The sequence below is a fragment of the Sphingobacterium populi genome (assembly GCF_001586775.1).
GTDB lineage: Bacteria > Bacteroidota > Bacteroidia > Sphingobacteriales > Sphingobacteriaceae > Sphingobacterium > Sphingobacterium populi.
Genome location: NZ_LQXS01000002.1, coordinates 614,798 through 630,591, shown reverse-complemented (window position 1 = coordinate 630,591; position 15,794 = coordinate 614,798). Strand labels below are relative to the sequence as shown.

The following is a 15,794-nucleotide window of genomic DNA, read 5'->3' as shown; positions in this document are numbered from 1 at the left end:
CTAGGCGCGCGCTTCGTAATTGATACCAGCACTCCTAATATGATCAAAAGGTGCAACCTTGTCGCCGTGCGTGGTAGGCAACCATACATTCATAAAAACATCGGTATCGCCATTGTCCATGGATGCTAACAACAAATTGGGCGCGGCTTTGTGTGTGACGACTAGATAGCCTTTCTGCGAAAGAAATTCTTTGGTAACCATCGTCATGGCATTTCCTTCGGCCCAACCTTCTACCATACCCATACTGATACGTTTACCTATTCTTCCGCCACAGCTTCCGGATACAAGAAAGAGTACGAGAAAAAAGAATATACTATATATTATACGTTTCATTTAACACTAATTTTATTACCGAAGCCTTGCGTGATGCGATCCAGAACGATAGCTAGGATGACAACGGATAAGCCACTTTCAAAACCTAAACCAATATCGAGATTATTGATTCCTTCTAATACCTTCTCTCCTAGTCCGCCAGCTGCGATCATACCAGCAATCACCACCATAGATAGCGATAACAATATTGTCTGATTCACGCCCGTCAAGATCGTCTTCAATGCCAACGGTAGCTCGACTTTGAACAAAATCTGTTTTTGTGTGGCACCTAATGAGCGCGCAGCCTCCAACACATCAGCCGGTACTTGCTGGATGCCCAAAGCAGTTAATCGCACTGCTGGCGGCATAGCAAATATAATGGTGGCAAATGCGCCAGGAAGTTTTCCGATACTGAAAAACAACACCGCCGGAATCAAGTAAACGAATGCCGGCATAGTTTGCATCAAATCGAGCAATGGTCGAATCACGCGATGTGCCGTCATATTCTTGGCCGACCATATGCCTAATGGGATAGCGATGATTAAGGCGATTATCGTCGATGATATAATCAAAGCCAAAGTTTGCATCGTTTCTTCCCAAAATCCCATTAAATAAATAAGTGCTAAACCAAGTAAGGTAAACACGGCCACTCCACGGCTCGCGTAGCGCCATGCTGCGTAAGTAAATATAGCTATGGTGATGAAAAATGGCACACTGACCAACACCCATTCGATGCTTTCGATCCCAGCGTTGCCAGAAGTTTTTATAAAATCAAATAACGGTCGCAGATTAGCCATCAACCATTTGACCGCGATGGCAATGTATTGTCCTATATCTATTGTTTTTTCCATGTTTTATTGGTGGTTGGCGTTTTCTTTCAATTCTGTTATCTCTTGCTCGTTGAAGCGTGTGGCTTCAATCACGACCGAGTTTTGGGACACGATACCTAGCAATACACCACTATCTTTATCAGTGACGGCAATAGGCGAGCGTGTCGCAGTGATCAAAGGCAACATTTCTTCCACAGTCACTTCTGTAGTGACAGTCGGCACGTCTTTCTTTAGAATACTGGCTACAGTCGGCTCTTTTCGTTTCGCACATAATACAGCATCATTTACCCATACAAATCCTAAAAAAGTCTGATTATCATCGACCACGGGTAACACATCTAATCCTGTACTTCGCATTTTTCGCAACGTCCCTTCGGGTCCATCTTTCCCAAAGCGTACTGTCGTCGGTTTGCGATGCATCAGGGAGCCCGCTGTAATGATGGTCTTGCGATCTACTTTTTCTACAAAGGCTTCGACATACGGCGTAGCCGGATTGGTTAGTATTTCTTCGGCAGTACCAATCTGCTCAATTATGCCATCTTTCATGATCACAATACGATCGCCCAGCTTAATGGCTTCATCGAGATCATGTGTGACAAATATGACGGTTTTACGAAGTTTGTTTTGTAAGCTGATTAATTCATCTTGCATCTCGGTTTTGATTAATGGATCAAGTGCGGAGAAAGCCTCATCCATTAACAGTACCTCTGGATCATTGGTAAGTGCGCGCGCCAAGCCAACACGCTGCTGCATACCACCGGACAGCTGCGCCGGAGATTGTTGCTCAAAACCTTGCAAGCCGACGGTGTCAATCGCTTGCTGAGCTTTCTTCGTTCTTACGTCTAGCTCTTCGCCTCTTATCTCTAAGCCAAATGCCACATTGTCTAGTACGCTACGATGTGGTAGCAACCCGAATTTTTGGAATACCATGCTCATTTCGGTACGGCGCACGTCCAATAGTTCTTGATGATTCTTTCGGGTCACATCATTTCCATTGACATAGATATTTCCACCTGTGGGCTCTATTAGTCGATTTAGACAACGTAGTAAGGTCGATTTTCCACTACCGGATAATCCCATGATAACAAAAAATTCTCCTTCGTAAATCTCAAAATTTGCCTTATTGATACCTACAGTGCATTGGGTTTTTACTAGGATTTCCTTTTTGGTATGGCCTTCATTTAACATTTTCAGCGCATTATCTTTATGCTTTCCGAAAATCAATACTAAATCTTCGACCTTAATTTTAATGGGTCTTTCTTCTTTCATAATCATCTATAAATTGAAAATAGCCGATGGGCTTATTATTAATTGGACGGACCGATAGGGTTTCCGCAAAATTCCAAAATTCATTAACGATTTTGTCGTAATGGAACAGGAATAAAAGTCGTCGTGCTATTGGGAAGTTAACGATACTGTGTCGCCACGCACGGAGGAATCTTCAAAGAGTTGTTGCGCGACGTTTTTCTGATTTTATAAAATAAGCAATAGTTGATATTGTATATTTTGTGTTTCCTCATTGATACAAAGATACAAAAAATAAAAAACGTCCTTTTGGAACGTTTTCACAATCAAATACGCTTATTTTTTCGACCATACCAGATCATAAATCCGGTAACGGGCAAGGATGCGCATATCAAACTCACTAAAAAGGCAATAATCTTCGTCGGCAGGTTAAAGATAGAACCAACATGAATATCATAGTTCGCACCAACCATTCGCTCACCTAAGTTCTTGTCTTTATAATCATGTGTATGCAACAATTCAGCAGAATGTTCGTCAAATATCAGCTGGCTCATCTTGTGGTAGGAATACGAGAGATGTTTGACGTATACCTCAAAATTAGGGTGTTCGTGCTCATCCAAATGCTCATCTCCCAAATCTAAGGCAAAGCCATAACTTTCTGGATAAAGTCGTTTTACTTGATTGGCAATCGAATCTAAAGTATATTCAGTACGTAAAGCTGCTGGCGCCGTAGTCGTGATGTGCGAATGATCGGGATACACCGTCTCCCCACCAGAAAACACCACATAAACAAATGCTTGTATGACAAAAAAACAATAGAATAAGCCTGTAACCGAAAAGATCAGCGCGAAAATAGACCCATAAAATCCCAGAATACTATGCAGATCGTAGTTCTTACGCTTGGATTTTGTTTTTTTCTTCCAAACAAATTGAAAACGTTGCTTTCTACCTGCTTTATTGCGTGGCCACCATAGTACAATACCTGAAATGAGCATAAACACGAATAAACATACAGGTATGCCGACTACATATTTACCCCAATCGGATTGTAGCAGAAAACTAAAATGGATCATCTTGACGATGTTAAAGAAACCCATCTTCTCGTCGTACACGCGAAGCACTTCTCCCGAGTAGGGATTTACATAGATAAGTTTATAGATTACCACTTCATCAAAGTAATGCCATGCATCGGGATTTCGCTCGTAGTAATAATATTGGTAAGACATCGCCGGATCAATTGGCACATTTACCCAATGTAGCGGATATTCTTCCGGCACAGCTTTTTCAACCTGCTTAGCCAATACAGAAATCGGAATTAATTCTTTCGAATCACTATTTGGTTCGTGATGGTACAGTACATCTTTACGGGTGAGATTTTCAAACTCATCTTTAAAAACATACAAAGCACCTGTGATCGAAATGATGACCACAGGTATGCCCACGGCAAGGCCAAACCACAAGTGTAATTTGCCAAACCAATGTTTTAAAAACGATTTATTCTTCTTTTTTGTAACCGGCATCTCTCCTACTATTTTGATAAATCTACGATATGGCTATGCTAAAAGCGGTACGTCACATTACCGATGATATTTCTTGATGGCTGCGCATTGGCAGTACTGTACCCAATCCAGTATTGTTCATTCGCCAGATTATCCATTCGTACTCCAAAACGGAATTGCTTGTAGTCGTAATAGGCATTTGCGTTCAAAACCGTATATTTTGGCAACTCGAATACATCCGTAGTGGTGTTAAAAATCGGAATGGCACCTACATGATTGCCACCAAAGCCAAATGCCAATCCCTTCAGCGTACCATCTAAGAAGTTGTAGTTTGCATAGAAGTTTGCTTGCCACGGTGCCGCTCCTGTCGTTGGGCGTCTGCCCGAAATACTCGCGTCCGAAGTTTCGGTGATGCGCGAATCATTATAGCTCACACCGCCAATGACGGTAAAGCCTTTCACGAGATAGGCATTCACTTCTAATTCTACGCCTCTACTAATACGTTCGCCCAATTGATTTTGCACAAAATTAAAGGTACCTGGAATAGAAATACCGGTAGATTGTATCGAGTTTTGAACGGTGATATCATAATAACTCAAAGAAGCATTCACACGGCCATTTAGCAAATCTGCCTTGAAACCGCCTTCCCATTGATTCGCGGTTTCGGGTTTTGACAATGCGACCGCGCCCGATACGTCGGTGAAAAAGTAACCGTTGGAGGTGAAACTGTTTTGGTAATTACCAAAAACAGAAAATTTGTCTTTCACGATCTCGTAGACGGCGCCGAATTTTGGCGACCAGCCAGATTGTTTGTAAGGTTCGGTAGGTGTATTATAGGAATTGCCCCCTAAAAAATGATTTGTCTCGTAACGCAAAGCTGCCATCACATTTAAACCAGGCAAAACGGTCAGCACATTAGACGCGTAAAAGCTATAGGTATCCTTATCATCGATCAATGGAAATGTAGCTGCATCATAGCTTCCTTGATCTTTTAAGTTCTGGTAATAAGCATCCACTAAATTAGCATCAAATGTAGAATAATTGCCCCCTACAAATGGTACGAACTGAATAGTTGAAGCAGAAAGAAACATCTGGCGATTATTGGTTCGCATGTAGTCGCCACCGACAACCAATCTATTGCGCATGGCACCAACCTGTCCGTCAAAATTAAAATTCTGTTGGATCTGAAAGATATCCTGATGGCTATTAATTGTAGACTGATCTGCTTGATGTAACCCAACCGAACCAGTATTCTCAAAAAGGTTCATTCGGCCGACATAGAAAAATGGGTTGCGACCATCCGACTTGTTGTACGCTTTGTTTATAGCAGTTGTAGATAGGATACGCTCAGAGATTTGATAATGTGCAGTGGCAAATAAATTACTTGTACGACCAGTATTGTATAATCCATCACCAATATAAGATTCTCTGTATTGCATGCCCGTATCATCTACTAATTCGCGCATATTGCGGTAGCCAAGCTGGGATGGCGGAAACCAAAAGAATACATTTTGCTCGCCGATCGCCTTATTCTCAAAATGCTCATACTCTAAGTTGATATCCAAACGATCATTTACACGCCATGTAAAACTTGGTGCCAATATGAAGAATTGGTTTTTGGCATCAGCCTTTTGAAAGGTTCCGGTGTTTGTATAAGCGGTGTTTAAGCGAAACAATAGCGAATTATCGTTATTCAGCGGCGTATTTATATCTGCTTGTGCACGATAATGATTGAAGCTACCTCCAAATATGGCAACTTGACCGCCAAATTCTTCATATGGTTTCTTCGTGACACGATTGATCACACCTCCATATGAAGTTGGTCCAGTACCGAATAAAGTTGCAGATGGACCTTTAAGTACTTCGATCTTCTCTACGTTAATGGCATCCATCATCGAAGTAACTGGAGCTACATACCCATCACGCAAAGAGTTATTGGTGACGAAGCCACGCAGATTCACATACGCTCCACCGTCACCACCACGATTGGTTGCATTCCACATTTTCTGCAAGCCAACGACATTTCTAAAACCATCATCTACTGTAGTAATCTGTTGGTTCTCTAGTGCTACGCGGTCAATAGAAGAAAACACTTGCGAGTTCTCAATTGCCTTAAGGGGCATACGATTGACGGTTGGAGAGTTTTTCTTAACATATCCCTCAATAATAACATCTTCCACTTTGCGGCTGATGCTGGTATCGCGCATTCTGGTAGGGTATTTTGCAGATTGTGCAACAAGTGCTTGTGTTGCCAATACGAATGTAATAATCGATAAACAAAGCTTCATATGGTAAATTTTGTCAGCAAATATATCTTTATTTTTAATAAGTCTAAATAGTTTTTGTGTTTTTTATTATTGAATTTGCGTGGATCGGCACAAAAAAAGGGCTCCCGTAATCGGAAGCCCTAAGCACAATTTTAAGAACAAACAATGCTATTGTGGATAGCCCGGATTTTGATCCAAATTAGGATTTAGAACTCGTTGTCTATTTGGAATCGGGAACAAAGTCTTATTGATATCAGATGGTTGGTGATCCCACCATGTATTGGTGTGGAACACACCGAAACGAATTAGATCTTGACGACGGTATCCCTCAAAGATAAACTCGCGACCGCGCTCAGCAAGCAACTCATTCAGCGTTAATGTTGCAGTTGTATACAAGTTCGCTGCACGATCTGCTTCGGCATATGCACGAGATTTAGACGCATTGATTAGATCTACCGCCTCTTGGTTGGCAGCACCACCAGCGCGACGCATAATTGCTTCAGCTTTGGCAAAATAAACCCACGTCAACCGGTACACATTCCAGTCTGTACTGTTATAGCTTGGATGCTCTAAGTGCCCTAATTTGTATTTATTAAAACGCACACCACTATTCCCCTCTCCTGTCGTCATATTAGAAGGCAACAACTCTGGGTCAGTGCCATTTGCCTCCGCTTGTAAGTTTAGTCGAATATTGTCAACAAATACAATCGGAAGTCCCTGATATTCATCGGACGCTCCGAGAACTGGTTGTGTAGGATCAGAAAATTTCATCTGAGGGCCAATTAGTAACCATTCTTGCTTACGCAAATCAGCATCTTGGAAAGTGGTGTAAACACCTGGAATAACAACACATCCATTATTTCCATTACGACCACCACCGGTGATATCACGTTGGTTGAAGTAGAAGAAGTCACCAGTCCACTGCGGTTGCGTATTTGAGCGTTGGAATTCGTAAGCTATCGACATGATTACCTCTTTCGAAAGATGGTTTTCTGGTCTAAACGCATCGGTAATATTCGCGTCAAGAGCCATAGTTCCATTTTGCGCACCACCTGCACCATTAATCAATTGGTTCGCGGCTGCAATACAGTCATCCCAGCGAGCTGTACCTGTCCACACTTCTGCGTTCAAGTATAATTCAACCAACATCGCATAACCTGCTGCACGAGATACACGGCCAGTCATCGCGGTAGAAAGCACAGGAACATTGTTGATGTTTTCTAAGATTTCTTTTTCAATAAAATTGAATACTTCCGTGCGAGAAGCCGTAGCAGGATTGATAGGAATACCTACTTGTGTTACGATAGGCACATTACCCCACAGATCCATAATTTTTAGATAATGGAAAGCGCGGAACAATTTCAATTCACCGATATAGGCGGCCTTTTCTTCTTCAGAAATACCCATAGCTGACGCTTCGCGACGCTCTAAGTTCTCAATCGGGTCAGTACAGAGACCCATCCCCCAAAACATCAGACGCCATGCGTCCCGAACTGTATCTTCGTCAGGCGTCCAAGTATGACCGTGAAGACGAATCCAGTTTCCACCATCTAGCCCGTGTCTACCTTTTTGTGGCCAAGCCAATTGATCAGCAGAATATTCACTTAAACGCCACCAACCATTTTGTCCTGGGGTAGCCCAAGCGTTAGCATGCGTATAAGGACGGAGAACTGCCGATAGCGTCTCCATTTTATTGTTATAATAATTATCGGTAATCAGCTGATCGTATACCGTTTCTTCAAGATCTGTACATGCACTCATGGTAGATAAAGCGGTAACCATCCCCATTGCATATACCCATTTTTTCAGTTCTTTTCTCATAATAATGTGATGTTAAAGCAAAAACACTTACTGCTTAGAATCCAATGTTTAAACCAAATAAGAATGATCTCGTATTTGGAAATATACCTCTGTTATCAATACCTGGATCGAGGCCTGTATCTTTAATAAAATCTGGATCATTACCCGTATATTTAGTAAACAACGCTAAGTTGGTTCCAGTAGCATACACGCGAAGATTACGAATACGCTCATTGTTCAACTTAAATGTGTAGCCCAAAGTGACTTCATCTAGTTTGAAATGTGAACCTCTTTCTAAGTAATAATCAGAATATACATAGCCACCATTTTGTTCCGCATGACGATCAAATGCATCATTTAGTACGTTTCCTGGTAGTGTTACACGGTTACCGTAGGACATCTGTAAGGTATTCAAGATATCGTAATCGAAGCGACCGCGGAAAAATGCTCTCAAATCGAAATTCTTATAGGCTACGACTGAGTTAAAGGAAAGGTAATATTTAGGTAATGCATTACCAAGAATAGCCAAATCAGTATTCGCCATATCGACGGTACTTTGATTCAATTGCGCCTGAGGAACAACTTCACCTGCTTTGTTGAAGAATAACCAGTTACCAGTTTCATCAAAACCTGCAAAACGTTTGCCATAGAAATCGCCTATTCTAGAGCCTTCGAAAGTACGAATAGCGTCACCTAGTGCACCAAAGCCACCGATGTTTCCAAAAGTTCTTGAATCTGCTTTATAGGTATCGTTAGAGAACGAAGTTAAGCGGTTTCTATTACTACTACCAATAATATCAACAGACCATGTTACTTCTTGCGTGCGTACCGGGACAAGATTTAAGGTAAGTTCGATACCCTTAGATGAGATTGTTCCTACGTTAGTAAAGATATTATCCAAAATCAATGATGGTTGCTGGGATGTATATGATCCTAAAAGATCTCTCGTATCACGACGATACACATCGATAGCACCACCTACGCGTCCTTCTAACAATGAAAAGTCAACACCAATATTGGTCTCTACCTTCGTTTCCCAGCGTAGGTTTGGATTTGGGTTTCTATTTGGACCGTACGTCTGGCGCCAAACATTATCTGGGTAGATATAATTATTACCCGTACCTAGCGTCACTAAGGACATATAGTTGGCAATATCCTGATTTCCTGTCACACCATAACTTGCACGTAATTTCAAGTCATTCACCCAAGAAACCTCTTGCATGAAATCTTCTTGAGAAATATTCCAAGCGGCACCTAAAGCACCAAAGTTACCCCATTTGTTATTGCGACCAAAGCGCGTAGAACCATCTCTACGGTATGTTCCTTGGAAGCTATATTTGCCATCGTAAGAATAGATTAAACGACCTAGGAAACCAATAACTTTATTGTCGTTCTTATAACTTCCCATAGAAGCAAAGCCCTGAGTTAAAGCGTTACCTGCGTTTAAATTATTTTCCTGAAACACATCATTTTGAAATCCCAAGTTTCTTGCATCAAATCCCTGATTCACATCATAACGATAACTGTAACCAGCTACGGCATTTACCGAATGTACGTCATTGATCATGCGGTTGAAGGAGATCGTCGGTTCAAAGGCATATCTATACTCTAAACGAGAAGATTGGTAAGCATTACCTAACAGACCACGATCATTCTTGAACGAAGGTTCTGATGCAAGGCTTGCGTAAGCACCATCATTCCATCCGTTACGTTGCACTGATCCAAAAACATTAAATTTCAAATCTTGCATAATCTCGTAGCCAACAGTACCAGAGATGGTGGTAGTTTGTTGTTGACGTCTGTTAGTCTGCTCATACAAACGAGCAACCTCATTAGTACTCGTTTGGTCATAAAACCAACTGCCATCTTCATTACGAATTGGCAATGTAGGATTACGTGAGTAAGCCCATAACCAAGGACCGCCAGCACGCAAATCATTAGCATTAGTACTACCACCACCTAGCAAATTAAATTCACCAAAGTTGGTCGCAAAGTCCACTTGCGTTGTCAATTTGTTATCTAAGCCTCTGCCGTTGAAGTTGGCGCGCACACCATATTCTTGACGACCGTTTTCTTTTGCAATACTTTGTAAATCTCTAAAGTAAGTACTTGCACGAAAACTGTTGTTTTCTCCACCTCCAGATATAGCCAACGTATGATACTGGCTTACATTATTTCTACGCACCAATTGTTCTATGGCGTCAACATTTGCACCAAAATCTTGGCTTTCAGGAATAATTCCTTCTGCAATTTTTTGACGGTATTCTGCCGCATTCATAAAGTCAGGCTCACGCTGCAATATGTCTTTACTCACATAAGTAGCATAATCAAACCTAGTTTTTCCAGGAACACCTTTTTTGGTAGTTACCAAGATAACACCTCCATTAGCTTGTGTACCATAAATCGCAGCAGCAGAACCGTCTTTTAATACAGTCATCGACTCAATATCTTCTTGCTGTAATAGATCAAGATTACCACCTGGTATACCGTCAATAACGATTAGTGGTGAATTAGTTCCTGCAATTGATGTAGCTCCACGAAGCTGTATACCTACTCCAGTATTTGGGTTTCCACCACTTCGAGAGATTTGCAAACCGGCAACTTTACCTTGCAATAAATCCATCGCATTACGTGCGGCACTTTGGCGAAAATCCTCAGCCTTCACCGTTGTAGATGCAGCTGTGATTTCACTTTTACGAGCTGTACCGTAGCCAACAACGACAACTTCGTCCATACTTCTATTGTCCGTACGCAATACTACTTGCAGACGAGATGAGGATCCTACTCGTACCTCCTGCGGTTGAAAAGCAATGTAGCTAAATTGCAAAACATCATTAGTCGATGCTTGTATGGTGAAATTACCATTATCATCGGTCACAGCTGTTGTATTACCTCCTTTTACACGTACTGTAACACCTACCAGAGGAGCTTGGTCGGTAGCACTACTAACGACACCGCTGATCGCACGTGTCTGTGCAAAGACAGATGATATACCTGTAGTAAATAACATGAGCAGCGTCAAAAACGCGCTTACCAGTAGCCTCGAGCGCATTCGACTCTGGCTACGCAATAAATTGTGTAGTTTATTCATTATTGATGTGATTGGTTTAATTAGGTCGGAAAAACTTGAAAAAACAATCAAGTTGCAAATTCCAATAAAATGTTAAAACGTTTTAGTTGGTGTAGATTTAATTCATAGGCAGCAAATAGTTTAGGTCGATAACAAATTCGTATTAGTTAGGGTAAATTTAAAGTATAATAGGAGATCAACTTGTGAACAAATTCCCAATACATTGTTAATGAAATGTTAATTGTGCCAGATTACGCTATTTTAGCAAATAGAGTAGCGATCCGACACGGTAACCGTACGGAGGATTCATTTAACTATATAATTCAGAGTCGAATTTTTAAGCTAATGGTAGTGTAAACCAAAAAGTGGATCCACGGCCTTCTTCGCTATACAAACCAATCGTGCCGCCATGCCGCTCAATGATATCTTTACAGATATACAGCCCTAGTCCCAAGCCTGAGTAATTGTTGGATTCTTCGGCCCTAAAAAACCTGTCAAAAACAAAATCTTGCTTATCCGCCGGTATTCCGATACCAAAGTCTTTTACCGATAAGTATACTTTTTGCTGGGACTGTTTTACAAGTTGTACAACAATATCCTTTGAGTCAGGCGAATACTTAATAGCATTTGATAAAAAGTTGTTAATGACCTGCTCGATACGATACTGATCGGCTGTGACCATGATCTCCGTCGTAGAATCTACGTCGATAGCCAACGAATGATCTTCCGCCTGTAGACTACTCACCAAATCTGCAAGTACTTCGGCAATATTAAATTCACTATAATTCAGCTGTAGCTTACCAGCATGAATTTTGGTAACATCAAGCAGATCGTTAATTAAGAAGGTGAGCTTATCGGTTTGCTTCAAACTCCTACCCACAAACTCCTCTATAGTTGACTTCGATTTATCTGTATTGATGTAGCGCATGGCAATTTGGAGCATCCCTTTTAAGCTGGTCAGTGGTGTCTTCAATTCATGACTAGCAATGCTCATGAATTCATCTTTGCGGCGCATAAGATCTTTAGTCGCTAGCTGCGCTTTCACAAGTTCGGTTACTTCAAAACCAAAAAACGCGACCCCATCAATCTCTTCTTTCTCGTTAAAGACTGGTGTGAAGAGATAATCTAACCAAGCTTTGCCTATTTCATTACCTTGCTTGTCATACTTAGCGATTGGAAGTGCTTTACCAGAAAGCGCGACTCCCTCCTGTTGTATCTGTGCGTCTGCCTGATACAATTTTTGATCAACGGCTGTAGCGTGTGCTTCGCGCGTGCTCAAGCCTTGGAAAGGCAGATCTGCATAAAACTGATTAAACGCCGTATTGGTATACTCGTATGTCAGCTTCTTACCGCGCCGTATGGATATCAACGCCGGTACATGCGCGAATAGCTCATAAAACTCCTTCTGCTGTCGCAACACAAAATCTTTTAGCTCCTGTTTGTCGGATTCTGCCTCTTTAAGTCGCGTAACATCGATGACCGAGCCGACCATTCGATACGGTACACCATTAGAATCTAATTGTATGCTTCCTCGATCAAGAACTTCGACGTAGTTCCCATCTGCTTTTGCAAACCGATATTCTGCTGACCAGTTTTCTTCTTGTTCATTTATCGCCTTGTGCACGCTATCTTTTACTCGCTGTCGATCTTCCGGATGAATCTGTTCATACCAAAATCCTGTACTTTCTGTATGGTCTTCTCGCTCAAATCCAAACATTTTATCAAAGTTTTGATTTCGCCAGATAACATTATTCACCAAATCCCAATCCCAGATAGTATCGTTGGTCGCCATGGATACGAGATTGAAGCGATTTTCGCTCTCAGCAAGACTTGATGTACGCTCTCTAACTCGGTTTTCGAGCTGGTTATTCAGTTCTTTGAGCGATTCACGTGTATGTACTAGTTCATTGAAGTTCTTCTTAAGACTTTGTTCATTCTTTTTGCGCTCGGTGACATCGGTGTATGTTACAGCCAACATATCATTCATTTTGGAAGCTGTCACGATATACCAATTTTGATTATTGAGCTGTACTTCAGTTTCCAAATGATCGTCACTAGCATAAATTCCTTTAAACCTATCCAACAGATTGTTGTCCATCAGGTCAGATAGTTGATTTTTTAGCTTCAATCCTGACAGTGAATCTTCCTTCCGATTAGATATAGCGATGGCTGTTTTGTTGGCTGCCAAGCATTCAAAATCTATTATATGTTTGGCGCTGGATCGAATAGGTTTATAAATAAGAATTGCGCTAAGACTCGCGCTGAATACGGCGGCTATGATATTATTCTGCTCATTTAACGTCGTGATATCAATGAATGTAATAACGACTCCATCTTTCTTGCCATCTATTTTGGTATAAGGCATTATGCGCATCAGACAGGTTCTGCTATTACGAAGCTCGATTTCTTTTTCGGTTATGAAATTCGATTGCGTCAACGAATCATTGATATCTTGTAAGAAATGATCGTATTTGATATTATTGGAAATATGACTGATCGGGCGACCTATATCGGCTTCGATGAGGTTGACCATTTCTACCGCTGCGGGGTTGAATTTGCGAATATGCCCGTTTCTATCCAGAAAAATCTGGCCAATATCAACGCTTTTAAAATAATTGTTTAAATCGTCATTAAGCTCAATGAGTTCGGTGATTTTTTGCTGGTGCTCTGCGTTCAACGTATGCAACTCCTCGTTTAGAGATTGCAATTCTTCATTGCCGGATTGCAGTTCTTCATTGGCCGAAATCAACTCTTCGTTGCTCGATTGCAATTCTTCGTTGGTGGTCTCCATTTCCTCCACGGCGATCTGCAAATTAGATCGGGTTTCGCTGAGTTCGTTTTCCAATTCCATCACATAACCCGTCTGCTGCTCACTGGCATCTATTGGCACGATGTATTGCGGCGCCACGAGATCCGCTTCAATTTCTTTAAATACGATCAATGTATAGGGTTGTGCAACCTCATCACTTGGCGGACACACATCGATATTCACATAGACATCTTCGTTGCCTCTGCGTAAACGGGTTCTTTTTATTGATTCGGTTTTGTTCTCTTTCCATACCGACCGAATGGTGTTACTCAGCATAAAAGATAGTTCTTTATGCACCATCTTCAATAAATTGACCTCAAACTTTTTGTCGGGCAGCGCCAGAAAGCGACGGTAATCTCCTACTGTATCACGCACTTCAAAATTGCGATCGATAAAAACGCCCACGTAGCCATATTGTGCTACAAGAAATCGCTGAAATTGCTCTTCGGCCGACACTTTGATCTTTTGCCTTATCGGCATGGAAAAACGACCAGAATTGTCGGTACGGCCACCAGAAGGAAAATCGTTTGGTCGAGGAATGATTCCGCTTTTGCGATAGATTTTCCACTTGCCGCTAATTTCTGTAACACCATCTTTGATGGGAGCAATAGTCTCACTCGGACCTAGAAAAAGAAAACCGGCGGTATTAAGCGAGTAGTGAAAAGTTGTAAGTATCTTTTGCTGTAATATGCTGTTCATATAGATCAACATATTTCGGCAACATATCAGATCGTTCTTGATAAAAGGCGGACTTTTAATAACGTTGTGTTTTGCAAATACGATCTGCTTACGAATGTGCGGAACAACCGATATGCGTTGGCCATCGTGGATAAAATAATCTTCGAGTATGACGTCGGGTATAAATTTTATAAACGACTCGGGATAGCTATTCTTTGAAGCAATATCCAGACTGGCATCGTCAATATCGGAGGCGAAAATTTTTACTTCGATATGTTTATCGATCGTTTGCAGGTATTGATCAATCAAAATAGCTATCGAATATACTTCCTCACCCGTGCTACAGGCGCACACCCATATTTTGACTGTATCGCCATCGTCTTTACGTGCAACGAGTTCGGGAATGACCTTGCTTTTGATTATTTTAAAGGCAGCCTCGTCTCGAAAAAAGCGTGTCACTCCGATTAGGAAATCTTTGCTTAACAAAGATATTTCTTGCTTATTCTCTAATAGATACTCGACGTATTCTTTGGTCAGCTCGATATTTAACTCTTTCATCCGACGTCCAATTCGCCGAAAGATGGTAGGTGTCTTATAGAGCGAGAAATCGTGCCCGGTGCGCTGGTAAATTAAGTCAAAAATCTTATCCAGACTTTGTACGTCGATGCCGCCATTTTCTACTTCTCGGATGGGTGCCGACGTGATGTGCGCTGTAATTTTGTCGTACATTTCGGAGGTGGGCACTACAAAATCTACAGCGCCTGAAGCAATAGCATTTACTGGCATACTATCGAATTTGGCCGTATCCGGTTGCTGCGCGATGACTAAGCCACCATTTTCTTTGATCGCTTCAATCCCTTTGGTACCATCTTGCCCAGTGCCCGACAATACTATTGCGATTGCTCGCTCTGCTTTGTCTTTTGCCAGACTTAAAAAGAAATTGTCAATGGCATTATTCGGTACTTTTTCACCTTTCTTTTCCAGATGCAATCGTCCTGCCCTAATACTAATCAATTTGTCGTTGGGAATAACATACACATAAGCCGGTTCTACAAGCTTTCCTTCGGTCGCCTCGACGACTTTCATATGCGTATGCTTAGAGACTAGCTCGACCAAAAGGCTTTTGTAATCTGATGAAAGATGCTGAATCAGCACATAGGCGACATCAATATCGGAGGGAATACGATCAAAAAGGTCATGAATTGCTTCCAAACCGCCTGCGGATGCGCCGATCGCAACAACATAAGTGGACAAAGTCTGTGGTGTATTTGCCATGAAAGTAGC

Annotated in this window: 8 protein-coding genes; all 8 read right to left on the bottom strand. The window is 41.6% G+C overall.

The features are described 5' to 3' along the window. Positions 1–333: a glycine betaine ABC transporter substrate-binding protein gene (locus A0125_RS16370; protein ID WP_066753952.1), complete on the bottom strand. Its 333-nt coding sequence runs from the start codon at positions 331–333 to the stop codon at positions 1–3. Beyond that, positions 330–1,163, bottom strand: coding sequence for an ABC transporter permease (locus A0125_RS07010; RefSeq protein ID WP_066753950.1), 834 nt, complete (start codon positions 1,161–1,163; stop codon positions 330–332). Before A0125_RS07010 ends, A0125_RS16370 begins: the two co-directional genes overlap by 4 nt. Before the next feature lie 3 nt (positions 1,164–1,166). Beyond that, positions 1,167–2,411, bottom strand: coding sequence for a quaternary amine ABC transporter ATP-binding protein (locus A0125_RS07005; RefSeq protein WP_066754289.1), 1,245 nt, complete (start codon positions 2,409–2,411; stop codon positions 1,167–1,169). A 302-nt stretch (positions 2,412–2,713) separates the two neighbouring features. Beyond that, positions 2,714–3,907, bottom strand: coding sequence for a PepSY-associated TM helix domain-containing protein (locus A0125_RS07000; RefSeq protein ID WP_066753948.1), 1,194 nt, complete (start codon positions 3,905–3,907; stop codon positions 2,714–2,716). 38 nt (positions 3,908–3,945) lie between these two features. Continuing rightward, positions 3,946–6,174, bottom strand: a complete 2,229-nt coding sequence (locus tag A0125_RS06995; protein WP_066753946.1) for a TonB-dependent siderophore receptor — start codon at positions 6,172–6,174, stop codon at positions 3,946–3,948. 147 nt (positions 6,175–6,321) lie between these two features. After that, positions 6,322–7,974 carry a RagB/SusD family nutrient uptake outer membrane protein gene (locus A0125_RS06990; RefSeq protein WP_066753943.1) on the bottom strand — a complete coding sequence of 551 codons (1,653 nt, stop codon included), beginning with the start codon at positions 7,972–7,974 and terminating at the stop codon, positions 6,322–6,324. Between the two features lie 34 nt (positions 7,975–8,008). Beyond that, positions 8,009–11,044, bottom strand: a complete 3,036-nt coding sequence (locus A0125_RS06985; RefSeq protein WP_231863157.1) for a SusC/RagA family TonB-linked outer membrane protein — start codon at positions 11,042–11,044, stop codon at positions 8,009–8,011. Positions 11,045–11,360: 316 nt separating this feature from the next. Further along, complete coding sequence (locus A0125_RS06980; RefSeq protein ID WP_066753939.1) at positions 11,361–15,785, bottom strand: chemotaxis protein CheB; 4,425 nt, start codon at positions 15,783–15,785, stop codon at positions 11,361–11,363. Positions 15,786–15,794: the final 9 nt, after the last annotated feature.